Annotated in this window: 23 protein-coding genes; 11 read left to right on the top strand and 12 right to left on the bottom strand. The window is 65.6% G+C overall.

Translation table 11 applies throughout. From position 1 onward, the window contains the following. Positions 1-3: 3 nt before the first annotated feature. From QF038_RS03685 to QF038_RS03645, 9 genes are all read right to left on the bottom strand, one after another. A complete protein-coding gene (locus QF038_RS03685) occupies positions 4-1,563 on the bottom strand; it encodes a M20/M25/M40 family metallo-hydrolase (RefSeq protein WP_307608866.1) in 1,560 nt (519 codons plus the stop codon). A gap of 3 nt (positions 1,564-1,566) precedes the next feature. After that, positions 1,567-1,920, bottom strand: a complete 354-nt coding sequence (locus tag QF038_RS03680) for a hypothetical protein (protein WP_307608864.1) — start codon at positions 1,918-1,920, stop codon at positions 1,567-1,569. Between the two features lie 32 nt (positions 1,921-1,952). Continuing rightward, the gene (locus tag QF038_RS03675) at positions 1,953-2,360 is read right to left on the bottom strand and encodes a four-helix bundle copper-binding protein (RefSeq protein ID WP_307608861.1); all 408 of its coding nucleotides are present in this window, start codon (positions 2,358-2,360) and stop codon (positions 1,953-1,955) included. A gap of 64 nt (positions 2,361-2,424) precedes the next feature. Further along, positions 2,425-3,654, bottom strand: a complete 1,230-nt coding sequence (locus tag QF038_RS03670; RefSeq protein WP_307608859.1) for a glycosyltransferase — start codon at positions 3,652-3,654, stop codon at positions 2,425-2,427. Next, a complete protein-coding gene (locus tag QF038_RS03665) occupies positions 3,644-4,975 on the bottom strand; it encodes a family 1 glycosylhydrolase (protein WP_307608857.1) in 1,332 nt (443 codons plus the stop codon). The genes QF038_RS03670 and QF038_RS03665 overlap by 11 nt, the downstream gene beginning before the upstream one ends. Continuing rightward, complete coding sequence (locus tag QF038_RS03660; protein ID WP_307608855.1) at positions 4,972-5,259, bottom strand: DUF6752 domain-containing protein; 288 nt, start codon at positions 5,257-5,259, stop codon at positions 4,972-4,974. The genes QF038_RS03665 and QF038_RS03660 overlap by 4 nt, the downstream gene beginning before the upstream one ends. Next, positions 5,256-6,905 carry a bifunctional 2-polyprenyl-6-hydroxyphenol methylase/3-demethylubiquinol 3-O-methyltransferase UbiG gene (locus QF038_RS03655; protein WP_307608853.1) on the bottom strand — a complete coding sequence of 550 codons (1,650 nt, stop codon included), beginning with the start codon at positions 6,903-6,905 and terminating at the stop codon, positions 5,256-5,258. The genes QF038_RS03660 and QF038_RS03655 overlap by 4 nt, the downstream gene beginning before the upstream one ends. Continuing rightward, complete coding sequence (locus QF038_RS03650) at positions 6,902-8,374, bottom strand: bifunctional cytidylyltransferase/SDR family oxidoreductase (protein WP_307608850.1); 1,473 nt, start codon at positions 8,372-8,374, stop codon at positions 6,902-6,904. Before QF038_RS03650 ends, QF038_RS03655 begins: the two co-directional genes overlap by 4 nt. 29 nt (positions 8,375-8,403) lie before the next feature. After that, entirely contained in the window at positions 8,404-9,342 is a 939-nt protein-coding gene (locus tag QF038_RS03645) for a metallophosphoesterase (RefSeq protein WP_307608848.1), read from the bottom strand. Positions 9,343-9,707: 365 nt separating this feature from the next. Here QF038_RS03645 and QF038_RS03640 point away from each other — a divergent pair, with 365 nt between their 5' ends. From QF038_RS03640 to QF038_RS03620, 5 genes are all read left to right on the top strand, one after another. Further along, positions 9,708-9,965: a hypothetical protein gene (locus QF038_RS03640; RefSeq protein ID WP_307608846.1), complete on the top strand. Its 258-nt coding sequence runs from the start codon at positions 9,708-9,710 to the stop codon at positions 9,963-9,965. Between the two features lie 29 nt (positions 9,966-9,994). After that, positions 9,995-10,219, top strand: a complete 225-nt coding sequence (locus QF038_RS03635) for a hypothetical protein (RefSeq protein WP_307608844.1) — start codon at positions 9,995-9,997, stop codon at positions 10,217-10,219. A 156-nt stretch (positions 10,220-10,375) separates the two neighbouring features. Beyond that, positions 10,376-11,263 carry a cytochrome c oxidase subunit II gene (locus tag QF038_RS03630; protein WP_307608842.1) on the top strand — a complete coding sequence of 296 codons (888 nt, stop codon included), beginning with the start codon at positions 10,376-10,378 and terminating at the stop codon, positions 11,261-11,263. Beyond that, a complete protein-coding gene (gene ctaD / locus QF038_RS03625; RefSeq protein ID WP_307608840.1) occupies positions 11,263-13,017 on the top strand; it encodes a cytochrome c oxidase subunit I in 1,755 nt (584 codons plus the stop codon). Before QF038_RS03630 ends, ctaD begins: the two co-directional genes overlap by 1 nt. A gap of 145 nt (positions 13,018-13,162) precedes the next feature. Beyond that, positions 13,163-13,921 (top strand): SDR family NAD(P)-dependent oxidoreductase, encoded by a 759-nt coding sequence (locus QF038_RS03620; RefSeq protein WP_307613393.1) that lies wholly within the window; start codon positions 13,163-13,165, stop codon positions 13,919-13,921. Between the two features lie 125 nt (positions 13,922-14,046). Here QF038_RS03620 and QF038_RS03615 read toward each other — a convergent pair whose 3' ends face one another. Then, on the bottom strand, positions 14,047-14,997 hold the full coding sequence (locus tag QF038_RS03615; RefSeq protein WP_307608837.1) for a manganese catalase family protein: 951 nt from the start codon (positions 14,995-14,997) through the stop codon (positions 14,047-14,049). 80 nt (positions 14,998-15,077) lie between these two features. Then, the gene (locus tag QF038_RS03610) at positions 15,078-15,587 is read right to left on the bottom strand and encodes a DUF2243 domain-containing protein (protein ID WP_307608834.1); all 510 of its coding nucleotides are present in this window, start codon (positions 15,585-15,587) and stop codon (positions 15,078-15,080) included. A gap of 209 nt (positions 15,588-15,796) precedes the next feature. Between QF038_RS03610 and QF038_RS03605 the strand changes: the two genes are divergently transcribed. The 6 genes from QF038_RS03605 (at position 15,797) to QF038_RS03580 (ending at position 19,889) form a co-directional block, all read left to right on the top strand. Beyond that, on the top strand, positions 15,797-16,945 hold the full coding sequence (locus QF038_RS03605) for a zinc-dependent alcohol dehydrogenase (RefSeq protein ID WP_307608832.1): 1,149 nt from the start codon (positions 15,797-15,799) through the stop codon (positions 16,943-16,945). A 13-nt stretch (positions 16,946-16,958) separates the two neighbouring features. Beyond that, complete coding sequence (locus QF038_RS03600; protein WP_307608830.1) at positions 16,959-17,552, top strand: hypothetical protein; 594 nt, start codon at positions 16,959-16,961, stop codon at positions 17,550-17,552. After that, on the top strand, positions 17,549-18,319 hold the full coding sequence (locus tag QF038_RS03595; protein ID WP_307608828.1) for an MBL fold metallo-hydrolase: 771 nt from the start codon (positions 17,549-17,551) through the stop codon (positions 18,317-18,319). The genes QF038_RS03600 and QF038_RS03595 overlap by 4 nt, the downstream gene beginning before the upstream one ends. Positions 18,320-18,448: 129 nt before the next feature. Continuing rightward, positions 18,449-18,673, top strand: a complete 225-nt coding sequence (locus QF038_RS03590; RefSeq protein ID WP_307608826.1) for a hypothetical protein — start codon at positions 18,449-18,451, stop codon at positions 18,671-18,673. Positions 18,674-18,745: 72 nt separating this feature from the next. Further along, positions 18,746-19,534 (top strand): GAF and ANTAR domain-containing protein, encoded by a 789-nt coding sequence (locus QF038_RS03585; protein ID WP_307608824.1) that lies wholly within the window; start codon positions 18,746-18,748, stop codon positions 19,532-19,534. A 94-nt stretch (positions 19,535-19,628) separates the two neighbouring features. Continuing rightward, positions 19,629-19,889, top strand: coding sequence for a GlsB/YeaQ/YmgE family stress response membrane protein (locus QF038_RS03580; RefSeq protein ID WP_307608822.1), 261 nt, complete (start codon positions 19,629-19,631; stop codon positions 19,887-19,889). Between the two features lie 82 nt (positions 19,890-19,971). Here the strand turns inward: QF038_RS03580 and nhaA are convergent, their stop codons facing one another. Continuing rightward, positions 19,972-21,312, bottom strand: a complete 1,341-nt coding sequence (gene nhaA / locus QF038_RS03575; protein ID WP_307608820.1) for a Na+/H+ antiporter NhaA — start codon at positions 21,310-21,312, stop codon at positions 19,972-19,974. Between the last annotated feature and the right edge of the window lie 39 nt (positions 21,313-21,351).

The raw sequence follows: 21,351 nt of genomic DNA, 5'->3' as shown, positions 1-21,351 counted from the left end.
CTGTCATTCCATCCGGGCCAGTTCGTCCCAGAAAGCTGCCAGCGTGACTGCGCCGTTCACCAGGACCGCAAGGTTGGCGCTCTCGTCGCTGTCGTGCCAATGGTCCTCCACCAGGCCGGTGCCGAAAAACAGGACAGGAGCATCCAGGGCCCTGGCGAGCAGCTCGGCAGGGCCACCACCGGCGTTGCCCATCCTGCCCACGCCGGCGGACTGGAAGCCCCGGCCCATGGCCCGTTCCAACGCTGAAACCGCCGGGTGCTCCGGGGTGCGGTACGCTTCCTGCGCTGTCTCCAGGTCCACGCTGAAGGTGTGGCCGAAGCTGTCCCCGATACTGGCCTCCACCCACTGCCGCAGCTGCTCCGCCACCTTTTCCACCCGCTGCCCGGGCACGGTCCGGAAGCTCAGGTCCGCCGAGGCCACGGCGGGCACGGCGGCGCGTGAAACCCCGATGGGATCCCCGGCGATGAGGGACGTGACCTCGACGGCGGGACGCAGCCACAGCCGCTCCAGCACCGTATACCCCTGCTCGCCGGTGATGGCGCCGGTTTCGGACCGCTTCAGCCAGTCCTCCTCGCTGAAGGGAAGCTGCGCCAGCGCCTGCCGCAGGTCCTCCGGGGGCGGCTCGACGTCGTCGTAAAAACCCGGAACAGTGATCCAGCCTTCCCCATCGTGCAGGAGCGCCAGCAGCCGGCCCAGCTCGAAGGCGGGATTGGGTGCATTGCCGGACACGGCGCCGCTGTGGACGTCGCGCTCCGGCCCAAACACCTGGAGGCTGGCGGAGAGCATGCCGCGGAGGCTCACACAGACGGCGGGATGGTCGGCGTGCCACAGAAGGGTGTCGGAGAAGAGGACCACGTCGGCCTGCAACCGGTCCCCCTGCTCCTCCAGCAACTTGGCCAGATGCGGCGACCCGCCTTCCTCCTCGCCCTCGACGAGGTACTTCAGGTTGACGGCGGGCGCGGTGGTTGAGCCTGCCCCGGTGGTTGAGCCTGTCGAAACCCCGCTGGAGTGAGAGAGGTTTTGGGTTTTGGCCGCATTAAGTGAGCGAGCGTCCGGGTTTTGGGGGTCATTAGTGAGAGAACGTTGGTGCAGGTGGGCGCGCACCGACCACAAGTGGGCCAGGACTTGCCCCTTGGCGTCCGAACTCCCGCGGCCATACAGCCTGCCATCGCGCACTACGGGTTCGAACGGGGCCGTCTGGTCCCACTCCTGCGGCTTGGCGGCCCGGACGTCGTGATGGCTGTAGACCAGGACGGTGGGTGCGTCCGGCGCCTCGCACCATTCCGCATAAACAGCGTGCGACTCCCCGGTGGGCAGCACTTCCACCGTGGGGAAGCCCACGTCGCGGAACGCCGCCGCCAGCCAGTTGGCTGAGCGGATCAGGTCCTGTGCGTGCTCCGGCACTCCCAACACGCCGGGCACGCGCACCCACTCCGCCAGCTGCCCTTCCAACTCGCCCTGCCGTGAGCGGACGAAGGCGTGAAGGTCCGGGCCGCCGTCGTGATCCGCGGCGGGATGCTCAGGGCCGCCGTCCTGGTCACGCAAGCCGTGGTGCTGCTCCACGGCTTACCGTGGCTGGGCCGGGTTGGTGGGATCGCCCTGGGACGGCGGATTGATGGGAGGTCCCGGCACGCTGGCCGTCTGCGGGGTGTCAGGCTGGCCGGTGTTCACTTCAGGGGTGCTGGGCGCCTGCGGGCCGCGGGGCACGGCGCCGCCCTGCAGGTCGTGGAGCCTCTTCTCGAGGATCTGCATGATGGGCAGCCTGTTTCCGTGGGCCTTCTCGTACGTGATCAGTTGCGCCACGTCCGCCTCCTCCAAGCCGGAGATGCGCGACGGCAGTGTCCCCGCCGGCAGGTGGTCGTAGTCCGGCAGCGGCAGTTCGCTGTGCTGTGGAACATTGCTCTGGGGTACGTCGTTCATGGGTTTTCAACTCCTTATTCGGGTCAACGGCGTCATTTGAGTGAAGCTAACAGCGCGGCGCATGCCTGTTCGCAGCTCCGGCACGCTTCCGCGCAGATCTGGCAGTGGTCATGCATGTCCGCGTGCTTTTCGCATTCCTCCGCACAGGCCTTACAGGCGGTCCGGCAGGCTTCCACGAGCGCCCGGGTGACGTTGCTGTCGTAAGCGGTGAGCCGTGACAGAACCTTTCCGGTAGTGGCGCAGATGTCCGCGCAGTCCAGGTCGGTCCGGATGCACTTTGCCAGGTCCGCCACCATGTCCTCACCCAGGCAGGCGTCGGCGCAGCCGGTGCACGTCTGGGCACATTCGTAGCAGGCGCTGATGCACTCGGACAGTTTGGTGACATCGATATCGCCCAGGTCCTTGGGATATGCGTCGATCATGGACCGTATGTGGGTCATGCTGTCCTCCTGTTCCCTGGGTTCTCCGAGCCGCCAACCTTATTGATAAGCACACTTACTTGTTTTACCGTACCGGGATGGCCGCCGCTGGTACAGGGCCCGGGGCCCCTTTCCCGTCGGCGGACTGGAGCACCGCAACACCCCTCACGGCAACACCCGTCAGGCACTGGCCTCCGCGCCCACCGGTTCCGGCTCCTTGAAGCCGGCGGCAAAAACGGATTCGGCCATCTGTGCTGCGATCGCATCCCAGTGGTATTGCCTCAGCAACTCGCGGATCTTCGGCTTCGGCCCGCGCAGCGGATCCCGCTGGCCCAGCGTCCGGCAGAGCGCCGCGAAGCCCGCGGCGTCGTCGCGCAGGTGCACCACCCCCGGGAAATCGGCGACGACGTCCGGCACCCGGGTGGGAAACCACCGGCAGGCCCGCGGCCAGGTACTCAAGCGTTTTGGTGGGGCTGATGGAACGGGTGGCCTCATTCAGCGCGAAGGGCATCAGGGCGACGTCCAGCCCCGCCATCGCCGCCGGCAGATCCGTGTAGCAGGTGTACCCTTCGTAGCTGATGTTGGGCGCCTGGGGCAGGCCGGCCGGGTCAATCTTGGCCACCGGCCCGTACATCTTGATGTCCCATTCCGGCAGGGCCTTCGCCAGCCCCGCGATCAGACCCAGATCAAGCCGTTCGTCCAGGACGCCCACGTATCCCGCCACGGGACGCTGCCCCGGAAGGCGGGGCTCCGCCGTCGGGACCCTGTAGTGTTCCGGCTCTACGCCGCTGGGAAAGAGAACGGTGTCGGCGCGGCCCTGCCGCACCATGGAACGGTGGAGCGAACGCCCGCCGGCAAAAACGACGTCGGCCCGGCGGAGCGCCTGCCGCTGCCTCACTACCAGCTCGGGCGGGGCGTCCTTGAAGGCGGCGAGATCGTCCATCACGTCATAGACCAGCGTGGTGGGGTTCAGGGCGAGGGCCAGTTCCAGGGCCAGGGGCGTGTACAGCCACACCACGCGGTCCCCGGTCCGTGGCCCCACCAGTTCGGGGAGCTGCTCGATGTAATCCGGCAGGACATCATCAAAAAAGCCCACGTGCCGGCCCTGCTCCGGGATCTCCAGCCAGGCGCGGTTCAGCCCGTCCACCCGGCGGTGGTTCATCCGGTTGGGCCCGGCGAATCCCGGTGACGGTGTGAGCGGTTCCTCCACGTACCAGGTGGAACAACGCGAGCCCAGGCGGGAAACGAGGTGCTGGGGGCGCTGCCATACCCAGTCCCAGCGGAGGTGCGACAGTACGATCAGTTCATTCTGCATTGACGATCCTCAGTTCCATTCGTGTCTCCGTGCGGGGAAGGCTGTTTCCCTGGTCCGCTTCAGGGGCCGGTATCCACTCCCAGTGGGACATCTGTTTTTGGTATCCGCGCAGCCACGTGGCCACGGGTTCGCCCAGTGTGTAGGCCGGCAGCTCCCCGGCGGGAGTTCCGGCGGCGGCTTTCGCGTAGGTTTCGGACATCACCGACGGCTGCCTGGCGAGCTCCTGGTCCAGCCAGAAGACGCCCACCGGGTCAATGTGGCCGTCGTTGCGGAACAGCAGCGAAGCCCAGTCCGTGGAGTCGATCACCGGGAACCAGCACAGGCCGTCCAGCGGGACCCCCATTGCCTGCGCCCGTTCGCACTGTTCCAGGACGTACTTGAACCAGCTGGCCCGGTCTGAGGTGCGGCCGCGGATGTTGGTTTCGGTGAGCAGGCACGGCAGCCGGTACCGGTCCCAGTACAGGTAGACCTGCTGCGCCAGGGGCAGGGGGTACGGGGTGTTGGGCGAGCCGCCTTTGTCATCGAAGTGCCACTGGCAGTGGGCGTAGTAGTCCAGGCCCAGCACGTCGATCCGGCCGGGTTCCAGCTCCTGCAGCTTCTCGCCGCCGGCCTCACGCAGCGGCCCGGCCATGGGTCCGTCCGGGTCATATCCCCTGCCGCCGTGCTTGCCCAGGAAGCTGTCCAGCACCAGGAACCGGCGCTCGTTGGCCATGGCGGCGTAGGCGCTTCCACCGGCGCCCTCCCCCGTGTGGTGCTCGCAGGTGTCCACCCATACATGCTTGGCCCCCGGCAGCAGATCCGCGTAAGCGCGGCTGGCCTCCGCCACCGCCGGAATTACGTTAAGGATCTGGGCCACGAAGTTGTCCAGGCCCTGGTGGTAGGGCGGCCAGATGGCCTCGTGCCCGGTGAGGAACAGGGTGGAGAACGGCTCATTGAAGAGCGTGTACTCCTCCACCCACGGATAGCGTTTGGCGAACTCCTCCGTGTACCGGAGGTAGGCGGCCCGGAACCGCGGATCCGCGAAGCCGCCCTCCAGCCAGCGGGGATAACTGGTGTGGTGGACCAGGTCCACGATGGGCCGGAAGCCGTGGTCGCGGAGATAAAGCAGCACCTTGTCCGTGTCCTGCCAGTTGAAGTCCCCCTCGTCGGCCTCCACCCGGTGCCACCGGACGGGGTACCGCAGCCTGGTGACTCCGCAGCCGGCCAGGAGGTCCAGGTCCTGCTTCCATTGCACGTCATGCGCGGTGGATTCGAAGATATCCCTGTCATGCCTGGGAAGGTAGGTGCTCTCGAACGCGCCGATGATCTCGATTCCGCTCATATCCTGGCGCCGTCCGTGCTGGCCGGGCTGCCGGGGGTGCCGGCACCATCCATGCTGCCGGGGCGGGCCGGGCTGCCGGCCAGGTGTTCGTACACCAAGTCCAGCAGTTCAGCCGCGCGCAGGTTCAGCCGCCGGGACTCGTCCAGGTCGCGGTCCAGCCGGGCAACCTCGGCGCGGAGCTCCGCAATGTCCGCTGCGGCGATGGCAAGCCGCAGGTTGATCTCTTCCAGCGGGTCCTCCAGGGGCTCGTGCTCGTGGATGGCGTCAAGCAGTGGATCATTCATGGCAGGGCCCTCACTTTCAATCGGTTGGCGGATTGGGCGCCCTTTTCCGGGCGCCCGTTATGGGGTGTCACGTCTTCTGCTTCAAGCCCAAGCCTGGCGAGGCTGGTCATCAGCGCCGCCACGTCCACGGGAGCGTGGAACCGGCAGCCCGGAAACGGCGGCTCAGACTCTCCCGGCTGGAATTCCAGGATTGCTTCAGCCGGCAGGTCCTGGTTCCTCAGCAGGTGCCCGATCAGCGTCAGCGTGTTCTCCCGGCCCTGCTCATTGAGGGAATTCAGCAGCAGCCGCGCGTACACGTGCAAGGGGGCGCCGGCCGGGCTGGCGAGCTTTGCCAGCGGGGCGGTCTCGCGCACGGAATTGAGGTTGACCCTTCGGCCTCGCAAGGTGCCGGTGCCGGCGCCGGAAGGAGTGTGCAGGTTCAGGATGGCCGGCCGGCTGTAGTCCACCGCCAGCACGTGGTGCCCTTCCTCCGCAAAGTACCGGGCATCGGCGCCGAGGCCGCAGCCCAGCTCCAGGATCCGGGATCCGGTGGGGAGCTCCGCGGCCCACTCCTGCGCAAGAGCCGAGGGCAAGGACCAGTCCGACGGCGCACGGCCGGCCCCGTTCCCTGCCTCTCCCCGGAGGAGCGCGCGGTGATGGTCCTCCCAGTTCTCCCTGTCCCCGTCCAGGCTGCCCAGCCAGGCGTCATAACGACGACGGGCGGGCGGCGGCGTGATGAACCGGAACGCGGGGTCAGGAGTGCGCCAGCCGGGACCGTAGATTGCCGCCAGCATCTGCTGCGGCTCCGCGGGGGCCGGCAACTCGCGGCCATTGATCGTGAGGCTGCGCAACGGAAAAATCCGCACCTTCCCGCTGCGCTCGCGGGCGTGGAACGTGCCATGGAACCAGCCGTTCACCTCGAAGTACGTGAAGATATCCAGGTAGAACCGGTCCGTGCCGTCCGCCCCGGGAAACAGCAGCTGCAGGTGTCCGGCGGAGTGCCGCACGGTTTCGTATCCTTGCCCGTGCAGGGCGCGCTCCAGCTCAAAGCCCTCCAGCGCGATGTCCGACGGGTTCTGGTGCCGGCTCAGGTAGGCCAGGTCCACGTCGTCATCGCCCGGCATCACGCGGCCGTCCCGTACGGGACCCAGGAGCGTGCCGCCCGTAACAAACAGCTCCTGGCCGCGGCCGCGCATCCACTCCACCAGCCGGCATGCCTCATCCAGCGCCTCGTCGATGAGGTAGGCGCGCTCCCCCGTAAAGTTCCGCCCGATGCGCCCCCACTTGTTGACGATCTGCGGGATCCCCGTGCCGGCTTCCTCGAGCGAGAACTGGTGCGGTGCATCGTCAAAGGCGACGGCCGCCGTCGTACATAACGGAGTTCCGTTTTGAAGCACGCTGAGCCGCGCCCACCCCGTGAGCCTTCCGGCGAGGGCCGCGGGCCAGTCGATGACGGACATGTCCGGGCCGGACCTGACGGTTTCGCCGGCGCGGACGTTCCAGATGGGCCTGCCGTCCAGCAGGATGGACAATGTGGCGTCCGCCGGAAGAGGCGGCCCCTCCAGCCGGAGCGATGTCCTGTCCGCGTGAAGCCGGTGGCTGTGGAGACTTTCCTCCGCCGCGGGGGCATGGGCCTCGACTACTTGTGTGCCCGCGTCCTCCCTCATGGCTGCGCCACGAGTTCGGGATCGTGGGACGTGTCCGTGTAGGGCAGCCGGACGTCCACCACCTGGCCGGTCATGGCTGAGGCAAGCACCTGGATGCTCGCCCCCGCAACGGCCGCCGCGGGCAGCAGCGAGCCTTCCGCTTCTTCCCCGAACGCCCTGGTCCGCATGGGGGTGGCGGTCCGGCTGGGGCTGATGCAGTTCACCCGGATACCGTCAGTGCTCCACTCGTCCGCGAGCGCCTGCGTGAGGTTCACGATCGCGGCCTTGGTGGCGGAGTAGACCGTGTAGTTGGCCCGGCCACGGGTGTACGAGCTGGAGGCGAAGAGGGTAAGAGATCCCCTGCTTGCGGCAAGATACTTCTGCGATTCCTGCGCCACGATGAAGGCCGCGGTGAGGTTGACGTCCACATCGTGGTGCAGCTGCTCATCCGTCAGCAGTGCGAGCGGTCCCACGCTGAGCACGCCGGCGGTGAGGATCACGTGGTCGATGCGGCCGTATGTGGCGGCGGCAGCGAGTGCCTGTGCCACGCACCGGCGGTCCTCCACGTACGTTCCGTTGGCCGTACGGCTTTGGCCGATCACCAGGGCGCCCTCAGCCTCGAGCTGGCGGAGCAGTTCCAGGCCGATCCCTGAGCTGGCACCGAAGACCATCACCGCGGCGCCGCGGAGCCCGCCGGTGCTCCCGCCGGGCAGCACGGTCTTGTGCTTGAGCTGGAACAGCTTGTCCGCGAGGTGGATGTCGATGGGCTGGGTGATCTTGATGTTTGCCTCGTCGCCGTCCACCACGAAGATGGGGACGTCCGGGCAATATTTGAGGACCACCGAGCAGTCATCGGTGGCGGAGAAATCCGGGTCCTGGTTCGCCCGTTCGTAGGCCCGGGTGATCACGGGCATCCGGAACCCCTGCGGCGTCTGGCCCCGCCGCAGCTTGGCCCGCGGCGGCACCGCGCGGATGAAGTTCTCATCATCCACTTCGATGATGGTGTCCGCTGATGGAATGGCCGTGTCGACGGCGGCGTAGACGTCGAGTGCGCGGATGCAGGCTGTGATGATGTCGGCGTCGAGCAGGGGCCGGACGGCGTCATGGAAAATGACGTTGGAGTCCTTGTCCGCGATGGCGTCCAGGGCCCGGCAGGAGGTCTCGCTGCGGTCCGCGCCGCCGGTCAGGATGGCCGTGACTTTGCCCAGGTTGCCGGCCGCTTTGCCGTCGGGCGTCGATGCCGCGCTGCTGCCCAGCAACAGCTCCCGGGCCTTGGGAATGTACCCGCGTGTCATCATCACGATGATTTCGTCCACCAGCTCGGAGTGCTGGAACAGCTCCACCGTGTGCTCCAGGCTGGTGCGGCCGGCGATGGGAACAAATTGCTTAGGGATGTCCAGGCCCATCCGGGCGCCGACTCCTCCTGCCAGGATGACGGCGACGTTGCGGCGCCGGGTCCCGGAGGAGGAAGAAGGTGGTTTCTGTTCCATGTCTGCTGGTCCTTTCTTCAAAACGGTGATTAGCGGAGGCCGGTGGGAGTGCCTCCAGCGTTCCCCACAGCGGGTGGAACGGGCAGCGTGGCAGATGGAATGTTGATGGAGGCGGCCTTGATCCGCTGCCGGGTCTCCTCCGCGGTGATGTAGGAATTCATGCGGGGATACTCGCCCACCGGGACCACAGCAGAAACGAAAGTCCGGTTATGGATGCGGATCAGGTTGAAGGAGCGTGCGCCGGCAAGGCCCTGAACCGCACCTGAAGGAAGGGCCAGGTCCTGGTTGTAGCTGGTGGAGGCGGCCACCGCCACCGGGATGCTGGCGAACGTTGAAAAGACGGTGTGGTGCGTGTGCCCGGACAGGATGCCGATGACGTCGCTGCCCTCGAGCACCTGCGCCAGGTGCTCCTGGTTCCGCAGCTCGGCCAGCACCGCGATTTCCTGTACCGGTGGCACAGGCGGGTGGTGGATCACCAGGAGGGTGCCGTCGTCGGCCCTCGTTTCAAGCTCTGCCGCCAGCCAGCGCAGCTGCCCGTCGGTGATCTCGCCGTGGTGGTGGCCCGGAACGGAGGAATCCAGGACCAGCACGCGCAGGCCGCCCAGGAGGTAGCAGCGGTCCACCGGGAGCATCTGCGGCTCCTCGTCCAGGAGCGACTTCCGGAAGTTGGCGCGCTGGTCATGGTTGCCCATGGCCCAGATGAGTTGCGCGCCCATCCGCCGGGCGTACGCTTCGCAGGTGTTCCGCAGCCGGCGGTAGGCCTCTTCGCTTCCCTTGTCCGTAAGGTCGCCCGAGAAAATGATGGCTTCCGGGTCCAGGCCGCTTGCCTCGATGGAACTGAGGACTTCCACCAGTCCGGCCTGGGGATCCAGCTCGCCGTACAGCAGCCCGTCTTCCACAAAGTGCGGGTCACTGACGTGGACCAGCACGTGGTTGGGGGTTGAGTACTCGGACCGGATCACGCGCATGGGAGCCTTTCAGCAGTTCCCCACCAAGGCATCACCGGGGGTGGGGGTTTGTGCTGACGGGCTCTGCATGCCGCCGAAAGAAGAACATCATAAGCATGCTTATGAAACCTTGGGAAGACTTGCTTTCAACGCGTTTGTTTGTGTATACGCACCTTTTGCCGGCGAACGTGAAGCAGTTTTTCCTTGGCGGTCCCCGGTCATAGCGGGCACCTGCAGGCATCCATGTACATACCCGCCTGCCGCGAGTAGATTCGGAAGTGTGACGGGCTCGATCCCGTCCCCCCGCCGCCCTCCTGCATAGGCTGCGGGAGTAGCCGCTGGAGCAGGCCGGTGGCACATGGTGCAGAACCGTGAGAGAGCGTGACATGCCGTCCTCCCATTTCCAACAGTTCCTTGATGAAGCCACCACTTCCGACCCATCGGCCGATCACCCGCTGGGACCCGATTGCCTCTACGGCCTGTACGTCAGCTGGGCCTCGCTGCACGGCTTCCGGGCGAAATCGGACCAGGCCTTCCGCGCCGGCATGCTCCGGTGCGGGGTGAATCCGAACGATTGCCGCCTGCATATGACCGGGCCCGCGGCCGCCGACTACATCCTTTACAGCTACCCCGCGGTGGCCTGATGGTGGCCGCCCACGGCAAGGGGACAGCCATGGGATACGATCCGCACGAGCAAGAGGAACGACGCCAGCTTAACCACATGCTGGTGACAGCCGACATCACCGTTACTGAACTCTGGTTGCGGTACTTCAGCCTGAGCGGCATGGCCGGAGAGTACGAGGTGCAGGCCTATGTGGAGGGACTGATTTCCCTCCCTTCCCTCCAGCGCAACCTGCTGGCCATGGCTGCGGAGGAACTTCGAAGCGAGTCGGCCTGAGGCCAGGTGTGAAGGCAACTCCGGTACTGATCCGGACCCCTTTCCTTGCGGCTCCTTTCCGCGCTAGTGTGGGCACACAACCCACTGGCCATGAGCCATGGGTCATTGGGCTCATGCAGTTGGGCCTCTGGAGCAAATCCGGAGGAGAACCACGCGGTGAACACCCCTAGGCGAAACACTTCCAGGTGGCGGCGCTGGGCCGCCCTGTCCTCTGTCCCGGCGCTGCTGGCGTTGACTTCCTGCTCCGCCGAGGTTCAGAGGGGCTGGCTTCCGGGCGAACGGGACACCACCGACCACACCCCCTTGGTAACGGATCTCTGGGTCAACTCGTGGATCGCCGCCATCATTATCGGCGCCATCACCTGGGGACTCATCCTCTGGTGCATCATCGCCTACCGCCGGCGGAAAAATACGGTGGGCTTCCCGCGGCAGATGAGCTACAACCTCCCGCTGGAAGTCTTCTACCTCTCCGTGCCGCTGATGATCATCATGGTTCTGTTCGTCTTTACCGACCGGGACCAGCGGGCCATGGACGACCGCTTCGAGGACCCGGACGTAGTGATCGACGTCCGCGGCAAACAGTGGGCCTGGGACTTCAACTACGTCAAGGAAGACGTCCATGAGGACCCGGGCGTTCAGGCGCACCTGGACGGCAACTGGGGCACGCCGGACCGGCTTCCCACCCTCTACCTGCCGGTCAACAAAAAGGTGGAACTGCAGCTGAACTCCCGCGATGTCCAGCATTCGTTCTGGGTGGTCGAGTTCATGCAGAAACGGGACTTGTACCCCGGCGAAAACCAGTACAACAGGTACATCGACATCGTTCCCACCCGCACCGGTGAGTACACCGGCAAATGCGCCGAACTCTGCGGCGAATACCACTCCGAAATGCTTTTCAAAGTACGGGTAGTGACAGAGCAGGAATACAACAACCGCATTTCCGAACTGCGGGCCAAGGGCAACACCGGAATCCGCGGCGACGAATACGACCGGAACCCGGCAAGGCCAGCCCTGGAACAGGCACAACAAAGGACGGAACCGTAATGACCACCACCGGCCAGAACATGGGCGCAACGTCGGCCACCGCCGCACCTTCGGTGGTTAAGCGCCGCAAAGGCAGCATTGTTGTCAGCTGGCTCACCACCACCGACCATAAAACCATCGGCTATCTGTACCTGATTGCCTCGTTTGTGTTCTTCTGCCTGGCGGGCGTGATGGCACTGCTGATCCGTGCCGAACTGTTCGAGCCCGGCCTGCAGATCCTGCAGACCAAGGAACAGTACAACCAGCTCTTCACCATGCACGGCACCGCGATGCTGCTGATGTTCGCCACCCCGCTGTTCGCTGGCTTCACAAATGTGATCATGCCGCTGCAGATTGGCGCTCCGGACGTCGCCTTCCCGCGGCTGAACGCGCTGGCTTTCTGGTTCTTCCTCTTCGGCTCCATCATTGCAACCTCCGGCTTTATCACCCCGCAGGGTGCCGCTTCCTTCGGCTGGTTCGCCTACGCGCCGCTGTCCAACACCACCTTCACTCCCGGGCTCGGCGGCGACCTCTGGGTGTTCGGCCTGGCACTGTCCGGCTTCGGCACCATCCTGGGCGCCGTCAACTTCATCACCACCATCATCTGCATGCGCGCCCCGGGGCTGACCATGTGGCGGATGCCAATCTTCACCTGGAACGCCCTGGTCACGTCCATCCTGGTGCTGATGGCGTTCCCGCCGCTGGCAGCGGCCCTGTTCGCCTTGGGAGCCGACCGGAAGTTCGGCGCGCATATCTATGACCCGGCCAACGGCGGCGCCATCCTGTGGCAGCACCTGTTCTGGTTCTTCGGCCACCCCGAGGTGTACATCATCGCGCTGCCGTTCTTCGGTATCGTTTCCGAGATCTTCCCGGTCTTCAGCCGCAAGCCCATCTTCGGCTACAAGGGCCTGGTCTACGCCACGATTGCCATCGCCGCCCTGTCCGTGACCGTATGGGCCCACCACATGTACGTCACCGGCGCCGTGCTGCTGCCGTTCTTCGCGTTCATGACCATGCTCATCGCGGTTCCCACCGGCGTGAAGTTCTTCAACTGGATCGGCACTTTGTGGGGCGGTTCGCTGACGTTCGAAACGCCCATGCTGTGGAGTCTCGGATTCCTCATTACGTTCCTCTTTGGCGGCCTCACCGGCATCATCCTGGCCTCCCCGCCGCTGGACTTCCACGTTTCGGACACCTACTTCGTGGTGGCGCACTTCCACTACGTGGTGTTCGGCACCGTGGTGTTCGCCATGTTTGCCGGCTTCTACTTCTGGTGGCCCAAGTTCACCGGGACCATGCTCAATGAACGCCTGGGCAAGATCCACTTCTGGATGCTGTTCCTTGGCTTCCACGGCACCTTCCTGATCCAGCACTGGCTGGGCGTCGAAGGCATGCCCCGGCGCTACGCGGACTACATGCCCGAGGACCAGTTCACCTTCATGAACCAGTTCTCCACCATCAGTTCCTACCTGCTGGGAGCCTCGCTGATCCCGTTCTTCTGGAACGTCTACATCACCTGGCGCAGGGGCAAGAAGGTCACGGTGGACGATCCCTGGGGCTTCGGCGCCTCGCTCGAGTGGGCCACATCCTGCCCGCCGCCGCGGCACAACTTCACCTCCCTGCCCCGGATCCGCTCTGAACGTCCTGCGCTGGATCTGCACCACCCCGAGCTGAGCGTCCGCGAGCACGCGCCCGCCCACAGCCCCGTGGCGGACGTACTCGGCGCAGCGGACATCGGCGAACGCGACGTCCGCAGCCCGGACCCCAACCAGTAAGAAGCAACCACCCCCCTGCCGGCCGCTCTCCCCGAGACAGCCGGCGGGGCCTGCGTGCCCCAATACCCCGGCGCTTAGAAACCAAACACACAGCAACTACCAGCGAGCCGGACGGTACCGCCTGGCTCTGGATTGAGGGATGAGTATGGCACAGTTCACGGATAAGGTAGCCCTGGTCACAGGCGGCGGCTCGGGGATCGGTGAGGCCACCTCCAAGGAGTTGGCTGCCAAGGGCGCCAAAGTGGTTGTGGTGGACCTGAACCTGGAGGCGGCGCAGCGTGTTGCCGGCGAGATCGGCAACGCCGGCGGCTCCGCGGTCGCGTTCCAGGCCAACACCGGCAGCAAGGAAGACAACGAAAAGGCCGTCCGGTTCGCGGTGGACACCTACGGCAAGCTCAACTACGCCGTGAATAACGCCGGCATCGGCGGCAAGCCCGCCCCCGCCGGAGACTTCGACCTGGACGAGTGGGACAAAGTCATCAGCATCAACCTCAGCGGTGTCCTCTACGGCATGCGCTACCAGATTCCCGCCATGCTCGAGGCCGGCGCCCGGCAAAGCGCAATCGTCAACATGGCGTCCATCCACGGCGCGGTGGCAGCACCGTTCAGTGGCGCCTACACAGCCGCCAAGCACGGGGTTGTAGGACTGACCAAAAACGCGGCGGCCGAGTACGGTGCCCAGGGCCTGCGCATCAACAGCGTAGGTCCCGGCTACATTGCCACGCCGCTTCTCGAGAACAACCTCGACGAAGAGGCCCGCAACGGCCTGGCCGCCAAGCACCCGCTGGGCCGGTTGGGCACGGCCGAGGAGGTGGCCCACATGGTGGCCTTCCTGCTCTCGGACGAGGCATCGTTCTCCACCGGTGGCTACTACCTCGTGGACGGCGGCTACACCAGCCTCTGAGGGGCCCGCCTACCGTTGCCCGCGAAACGCCGGCGCTCCCGGAATTTCGGGTGCGCCCGCGTTTCAGCGCGTCGGCGAGCGCTCGGGGGACGGCTGCCCGCTGCTGAACAGCCGCCGGTCTGTTTCTAAGCCTTTGCCTCTTTAGGGTTGTCTGCTTCCTTGAGCTCTATCTCTGCCGTGGCCTGGATGAGTGCGAGCAACTCCGGATCAAGTCCCGGGGCGAACTCCTCTTTGCGCTCGGGGGACATTGTTGCGGGGACGCCCTTGGGCATGACCTCAGTGCTGAGCTCGGTGCCATCATTCGACGGCGATGCTCCCCTATACAGTTTTCCTGCCTGGCTGAGGTTGTCGGCGCTGAACGTGTACTGGACACTTTGCAGCCCCAGGTCGAGCAGCTTCTTGACCTCAGGGAACTGCTCGGCGTTGGTTTTGGGGATGGGCAGAACCTTGCCCCAGTTGACTCCGAGGCTTTCGAGCGCCTTGGCAAAGGCATTCTCATGCGCCTGGTCCCGGACAATCAGGTAGGCAATCGTGGAGCGGGCCGTCTTGTTTTCCGTCATCTCGTAGATGCGGCATTTCTGCAGCCGGCCCGTGGATTCCAGCATCAGGTTATAGAGCAGGTCAAGGACCAGGTTCCCGCTGTTGTAGACGTAAGAACCAAGCCACGGGTTGCCCGCGGCATCCACGGGCAGAGCGCCTTGGGCACCCACCAGATAGTGGTGGATGTTGCTGGTGTCCAGCGCGATCTTGAGCGGGGTGGCACCTTTGGCCCCGGGCTCGTCCACAGGATCCGTCTTCTTCCCCTGATACCGCGGTGATCCGTCCAAAAGCTGGGCAATGGTGGTACCGATAAGTTCAACATGGCTGATCTCCTCCGTCCCCACACCTTGAAGAAGGTCCTTGTAGGGCTTTGAGGACGGGTCGCCGCGGAAGTTTATGCTCTGGAACAGGTACTGCATCATGGTGCGCATCTCACCAAACTGGCCGCCCAAACCTTCCTGCAAGGCATTTGCCGCTGCCGGATCAGGTTCATCGGCAGCAATTTCGTTGATGAGAAGTTCAGTATGCAGATACATGGGGATGCCCTTCTTGTCGGTGGACGCCGTGACTGTTTGCAGTTCCGTGCAGGCCGAAACTCCTGCCTCCTGCTGCCGATTTAATCAGCATGCTTACTATCTTGACCCAGCGGCGGCGATATGGCCAGACGCGGACCACCCCGAAACAGCAGCCACCCGGCCACGGCCAGAACCACACTGAACCCCAGGAAACCCAGATCCCAGGCCAGCGGGCCGCCCAGGTCATCGCGCACATGGTGGATCTGCAACAGCTGGTGGTTGACCAGTCCCTCGACGATGTTGAAAACACCCCAGCCGTACAGCACCAGTCCGCCGTGGAACCGCCAGCTCGCGGACAGCCGTTGCTGCCGGCGGGCCCGGACTGCGAGGACGGCGGCGGCCGCCACCAGGACCCACATGGCGCCGTGGAACAGGCCGTCGGCCAGGGTGTTCAGTTCCAGGCCTGCCACGGTGTTGGGGTTGCCTCCTCCAGTGTGGCTGAGCATGTGGTGCCACTGCAGCAGCTGGTGCAGGATGATGCCGTCCACAAACCCGCCCATCCCCATGCCGAAGAGGAAGGCGGGCGTTTTCGCGGACGGCTTGGCTGACACTCCTCCACCCCCTCTACCGGCGTGCCTTTCACCTTGTCCCCTACCCGCCGTCGGCCGCCCTAAGCACACTGAAGCCGGGAGTTCGCAGAACTCTTGACCAACTCCGGCAGCAGGTGGAAACGTAGGGCAAGCGGTGCGCCTCCAGCAGCGGGGTGGTTCCTGCAGGCGAGGGAACCGCACTGCGAGCCACGACATCTAAGGTGGCGCTCATGCGAGCAATGGTTTACCGCGGCCCGTACAAAGTCCGGGTCGAAGAAAAAGACATTCCCAGGATCGAACACCCCAATGATGCGGTCGTCCGCGTCACTACCGGGGCCATCTGCGGCTCCGACCTGCACCTCTACCACGGCATGATGCCGGACACCCGCGTGGGGATGACGTTCGGGCACGAGTTCGTGGGCGTGGTGCACGAGGTTGGCCCCTCGGTCCAGAACCTGGCCGTCGGGGACAGGGTGATGGTCCCCTTCAACGTGTATTGCGGCTCCTGCTACTTCTGCTCCCGCGGTCTGTACTCGAACTGCCACAACGTGAACCCGAACGCGACGGCGGTGGGCGGCATCTACGGCTACTCCCACACCTGCGGAGGGTACGACGGCGGCCAGGCTGAGTTTGTGCGCGTGCCGTTCGCCGATGTGGGGCCCGCCAAAATTCCGGACTGGATGGACGAAGAGGACGCAGTCCTGCTCACCGACGCCCTGCCCACCGGCTACTTCGGGGCCCAGCTGGGAGACATTGTTGAGGGCGACACCGTGGTGGTCTTCGGCGCCGGGCCGGTGGGCCTGTTCGCGGCGAAGTCTGCCTGGCTGATGGGCGCCGGCCGGGTGATCGTGATCGACCACCTGGAGTACCGGCTCGAGAAGGCGCGCTCCTTCGCGCACGCCGAGACGTACAACTTCGTGGAATACGACGACATTGTGGTGCACCTGAAGAAGGCCACCGACTACCTGGGCGCCGACGTCGTCATTGACGCGGTGGGGGCCGAGGCGGACGGCAACTTCCTCCAGCACGTGACAGGCACCAAGCTCAAGCTGCAGGGCGGCTCCCCCATCGCCCTGAACTGGGCCATCGACTCCGTGCGCAAGGGCGGCACCGTGTCCGTGGTGGGAGCCTACGGCCCAATCTTTAGCGCGGTGAAGTTCGGCGACGCAGTGAACAAGGGCCTGACGTTGCGGATGAACCAGTGCCCGGTGAAGCGGCAGTGGCCAAGGTTGTTCGAACACGTCCGGAACGGGTACCTGAAGCCCAGCGACATCGTCACCCATCGCATCCCGCTGGAACACATCTCCGAGGGATACCACATCTTCTCCGCGAAGCTTGACGACTGCATCAAACCGCTCATCGTTTCGACGGCTGCCTGAAGGGAAAAGCATCATGGCTGAAATACCTACGCCTTACACCGCCGGCAAGCCTGCCCTGAAGGAGTCCGCGGAGCAGTTACGGGACCGGATTCCGGGATGGGGGGTGGACCTCGACCCGGCAGACCGCCCCTCGTTCCCCCGGGAACAGCCCGGCATCCAGACCGGCGCACACTGGGACTTCCCCGAGCGCCAGCCCGAGGAATGGCCCCGGGAGCGGTCAATCGAGCACGCGTTCCTGACTCCGGTTTTTGGGACCAGCACTCCTCCTGCCGGGCTGTCGGGGGCCATCCGGAAGTACGCCTACGCCAGGTTCAGCGAGGGCCGCGCCGCGCACTGGCTGCTGCTCATCGCGGCGGACCGGGTGGACGCGTGGGAACACCACCTGGGTTCGTTCGCCACGCTGCGGCCGGACAATCCCGTCACCGAAACCGGCGTGCTCAGCGAGTTTTCCGGCCACGGCGTCCGCTCCCGGTTCGGGCAAAAGCGCGCCGACGTCAACCACCAGTGGATGGATCCCCTGATCGTGGGCGGGCCGTGGGTGCTGGCCGGGCTGGGCGCCGTTGCTGCTGTCAGGGGGCTGCGGCGGGCTGCGGGAGCGCGGCGATGACGCAGGCCGCTGCCGGCCGGGCGGCGTTCGCCACCGTGGCGGAGGGCGTGCACCGCGTCTCCGAGGCTTTCGTGAACTTCTACCTGGTGGAAAGCCCGGAAGGCTTGACCCTGGTGGACTCCGGGCTGCCAGCCGTGTGGAAATCCCTGGCGGAGGCGGTTCGGGGGCTAGGGCACGGCATCCGCGACATCAGGGCCGTGGTCCTCACGCACGCGCACTTCGACCACCTGGGCCTGGCGCACCGGCTGCATTCGGAGTTCAAGGTGCCGGTCTGGGTCCATGGCGGCGACTCGTTCATCGCCCGCCACCCGTACCGGTACCAGCATGAGAAGTCCCGTTTTGTGTTTGCACTGGCCCATCCGGGAGGCCTTCCGGTTCTTGCCAGCATGACCAAGGCGGGCGCGCTGCGGGTGAAGGGCGTGGATGATTTGACCCTCTTCCCCGCCCAGTCCGGTACCCTGCCGGTGCCATGCCGGCCCGAGGTGGTGTTCTCCCCCGGCCACACTGCGGGGCACTGCGGGCTCTACCTGCGGGACCGGGACGTGCTGTTCAGCGGGGATGCCCTCGTGACGCTGGACCCCTATTCCGGCCGGACCGGTCCGCGCATTGTGGCCGGCGCCGCCACCATGGACAGCCGCCAGAACCTGGCCACCCTCAGCCAGCTGGCGGAGACGGGCGCTTCCCTGGTCCTGCCCGGCCACGGTGAGCCCTGGACCGGCGGGATCGAGGAGGCGGTTGCTGCAGCCCGGCGTGAGGCGGCGTCCTGACCCTGCCGCGGCAGCCCGCCGTCGTACTCCTCTCACTGGTCACAGAAAAAACACCGTGTTGAAACATTTCAGCAATCTCGGCCGGGCAAGCTGTGACTACGGGGATACAACAGCAGGAGGCACCGCATCATGGAGGCACAAGGAGTAAGCACGGCCCAGCTTCGCATCGGAGACCAGATCGAGGCGTGGCACAACGGCAAGCTGTTCCACCGGGGGCGCGTCACCGACGTCGTCCCTGCGCTGGAACTGTTCTGGATCCTCGACGCCCGGACGGGCACACGCAAGTTGCTGGATCCCGAGGCTCTGGAGATCCGGCATGTGGAGGCACCGGCTAAGCCGCTGGCCACTGCCTGAGCTACTTTCCCCCGGCGGCCCCGGGACAGTAACCTCTGGAACCAGAAGAACTTTTGGTGAAGGAGGCCGGGGTTGAGCGAGGGAGAGTCCCAGGGCAATTGGGGGGACAGCGGAGAGCCGTGGATCAGCAGGGAGGACCGCCAGCTGCAGGAGCTGGTCCTCAACAGTGTGGACGTCAGCGCGTTCCTTGAAGAACTCGCAGTCCTCACTGCGTCCACCCTGTCCACGCCATCGGTTCGGCTCCACTGCGGGGTGACGGTGGTACGGCACCGGAAACCGGCCGTCGTGGCGAGCAGCGATGATCATGCCCGGGCGTTGGATGAACTTCAAAACGCGTTCGACGACGGGCCTTGCCTTACTGCATTACGGCGCCACGAGATTGTGCTGGTCCAGGACATCAGCCGGGAGAGCCGGTGGCCCGACTACCTTGGCACGGCACGGGAGCGGGGCATCCGCTTTATCCTGGCCATCCCGCTGGAACTTGCCGGCGAGGCCGAGGCCGTGGTGAACCTTTACGCCGAAAAGCCGGCCGGCCTCTCGCCTCTTGACATCGACACCGCCCGGAACTTCGTGGCCAACGCGGCAAAGTCACTGCGGCTGGCGCTGAAGCTCGGCAGCCTGCGGGACACCAGCAATGATCTTGCCGCTGCCATGAAATCCCGGGCGACCATTGACATGGCAGTGGGCGTCATCATGGCACAGAACAGCTGCAGCCACGACGATGCGATCTATGAGCTCACGCGCGCCTCCGGAGCGAGGAAGACGAAGCTCCGGGAGGCGGCGGCAGTGGTGGTGGGCGCAGTCAGCGGCAGGGGTTCGGACGCGGCCCGGGACAGCATCCGGTCTTTGCTGGAGGAGTAGGGAACGCCGTGCTGGCGGTGCATAGAATGATGCCAATGCGGAACCACCGCGGCAGTACGGGCGTCACATGCCCGCAGAACCGAAGGAGAACACCGTGATTGGATTTATTGTTGCCGGCCTGATTATCGGCGCGCTGGCCCGCCTCATCAAGCCGGGCAAGCAGAACCTGGGCCTGCTCGCCACCTTGCTGCTTGGCCTCGTAGGCTCGGTCATCGGCGGAGTGGTGGCCTCCCTGCTGGGCACTGGGGACATTTTTGAGCTGAACTTCCTGGGCTTCATCGTGGCCGTCATCGCCTCGGTGCTCCTGGTGGGCACGGCTGAGGCTATCGCCGGGCGCCGCTCAGTGCGCCGCTGACGCTTCACGGCAGAGGCAACGCGGGGTCACTTAGCGCCCTTCCGGGCCTCTGCGACGGGCCGTTAGTGACCCCGCGTTGCGGTCAGGGGCGCTCCTGGTACACGTCCGGGATGCCGTCATGGTCCGCGTCCAGCTTTTCGGCTTCTTCGGCTGCGCGGTATTGGCGGTTCCGGGTCCGCAGCACGGCGGTGGCCAGCAGCGCCGCCAGCAGGGACGCGGTGAGGATCCCAACCTTGGCGTGGTCATCGTGCAGGCTCCCCTGCCCGAAGCTGAGCTCGGCCACCAGCAGGGACACGGTAAACCCGATGCCGGCGAGGAGAGCCACTCCGAAGACGTCGATCCATGTGAAGGAATCGTCCAGCCGGGCCCTGCTGGTTTTGGTCAGGAGCCAGGTGGTGCCCATGATGCCGATCGGCTTGCCCAGCACCAGGGCCACGATGATGCCCAGGGCCACCGGATCGGCCAGGGCAGAGCCAAGCCCTTGCCAGCCGCCCACGGCCACCCCAGCGGAGAAGAACGCGAAGATGGGAACCGCGATGCCCGCCGAGATGGGCCGGAACCGGTGCTCGAAGATCTCCGCCAGTCCCGGCCCGGCTTCCGGCCCGCCGGCAGCCTGTGAACGGATCACCGGAACGGCGAAGCCCAGCAGGACGCCGGCCACCGTGGCGTGGATGCCCGAGGCGTGGACGAGCGCCCACGTCACCAGGCCGAACGGCAGCAGGATCAGCCATGCCGCCGCGGTGTGACGGCCGAAGAAGTTGCGGTACTTCTGTGCCAGGAACGCATAGATGGCCAGCGGAATGAGGGCCAGGAGCAGCGGCATCATATGCAGGTCGCTGGAGTAGAAGAACGCGATGATGGAGATGGCGATCAGGTCATCCACCACGGCCAGGGTCAAAAGGAAAATCCGCAGGGCACTCGGCAGGTGCGAGCCGATGATGGCCAGGACTGCCACCGCGAAGGCGATGTCCGTGGCGGTGGGGATGGCCCAGCCGCGCAATGTTTCCGGGCTTGCCAGGTTGATAAGGGCGTACATGGCTGCCGGTGCCACCACACCTCCGAAAGCGGCAGCTACGGGAACAATGGACTTGTTGAGCTGGCGCAGGTCCCCCGCCACGAACTCCCGTTTGAGCTCGAGGCCCACCAGGAAAAAGAAGATGGCGAGCAGCCCGTCCGCCGCCCACGCACCCAGGCTGAGCTCAAGATGCCAGGGCTCATAACCAATCTTGAAACCCCGGAGGGCGAAGTAGCTGTCCGATGCCGGCGAGTTGGCCCACACCAGGGCGATCACCGCGGCGGCGACAAGCAGGGCTCCGCCCACGGTTTCCTTGCGAAGGATTTCCCCGATCCGCAGGGCCTCGGCATAGCTGCCGCGCCCGAAGATGGTAGAGCGGGTGGGGCCGGAAGGGGGCGTTTGGCTCATAAAGCGTCCTCAAACTGGGCTCGACAGAATCATGCCGAC

The organism is Pseudarthrobacter sp. W1I19 (assembly GCF_030817835.1).
GTDB lineage: Bacteria > Actinomycetota > Actinomycetes > Actinomycetales > Micrococcaceae > Arthrobacter.
Note: the sequence above shows the minus strand (reverse complement) of the source record. Positions and strands in the feature narration are given on the sequence as shown.

Bases quoted from the DNA above. Each gene is read 5' to 3' on its own strand.
- QF038_RS03680 (WP_307608864.1), bottom strand. From the start codon at position 1,920: ATGAACGACGTACCCCAGAGCAATGTTCCACAGCACAGCGAACTGCCG.
- QF038_RS03675 (WP_307608861.1), bottom strand. From the start codon at position 2,360: ATGACCCACATACGGTCCATGATCGACGCATATCCCAAGGACCTGGGC.
- QF038_RS03670 (WP_307608859.1), bottom strand. From the start codon at position 3,654: ATGCAGAATGAACTGATCGTACTGTCGCACCTCCGCTGGGACTGGGTA.
- QF038_RS03665 (WP_307608857.1), bottom strand. From the start codon at position 4,975: ATGAGCGGAATCGAGATCATCGGCGCGTTCGAGAGCACCTACCTTCCC.
- QF038_RS03660 (WP_307608855.1), bottom strand. From the start codon at position 5,259: ATGAATGATCCACTGCTTGACGCCATCCACGAGCACGAGCCCCTGGAG.
- QF038_RS03655 (WP_307608853.1), bottom strand. From the start codon at position 6,905: ATGAGGGAGGACGCGGGCACACAAGTAGTCGAGGCCCATGCCCCCGCG.
- QF038_RS03650 (WP_307608850.1), bottom strand. From the start codon at position 8,374: ATGGAACAGAAACCACCTTCTTCCTCCTCCGGGACCCGGCGCCGCAAC.
- QF038_RS03645 (WP_307608848.1), bottom strand. From the start codon at position 9,342: ATGCGCGTGATCCGGTCCGAGTACTCAACCCCCAACCACGTGCTGGTC.
- QF038_RS03640 (WP_307608846.1), top strand. From the start codon at position 9,708: ATGCCGTCCTCCCATTTCCAACAGTTCCTTGATGAAGCCACCACTTCC.
- QF038_RS03635 (WP_307608844.1), top strand. From the start codon at position 9,995: ATGGGATACGATCCGCACGAGCAAGAGGAACGACGCCAGCTTAACCAC.
- ctaD (WP_307608840.1), top strand. From the start codon at position 11,263: ATGACCACCACCGGCCAGAACATGGGCGCAACGTCGGCCACCGCCGCA.
- QF038_RS03620 (WP_307613393.1), top strand. From the start codon at position 13,163: ATGGCACAGTTCACGGATAAGGTAGCCCTGGTCACAGGCGGCGGCTCG.
- QF038_RS03615 (WP_307608837.1), bottom strand. From the start codon at position 14,997: ATGTATCTGCATACTGAACTTCTCATCAACGAAATTGCTGCCGATGAA.
- QF038_RS03605 (WP_307608832.1), top strand. From the start codon at position 15,797: ATGCGAGCAATGGTTTACCGCGGCCCGTACAAAGTCCGGGTCGAAGAA.
- QF038_RS03600 (WP_307608830.1), top strand. From the start codon at position 16,959: ATGGCTGAAATACCTACGCCTTACACCGCCGGCAAGCCTGCCCTGAAG.
- QF038_RS03595 (WP_307608828.1), top strand. From the start codon at position 17,549: ATGACGCAGGCCGCTGCCGGCCGGGCGGCGTTCGCCACCGTGGCGGAG.
- QF038_RS03590 (WP_307608826.1), top strand. From the start codon at position 18,449: ATGGAGGCACAAGGAGTAAGCACGGCCCAGCTTCGCATCGGAGACCAG.
- nhaA (WP_307608820.1), bottom strand. From the start codon at position 21,312: ATGAGCCAAACGCCCCCTTCCGGCCCCACCCGCTCTACCATCTTCGGG.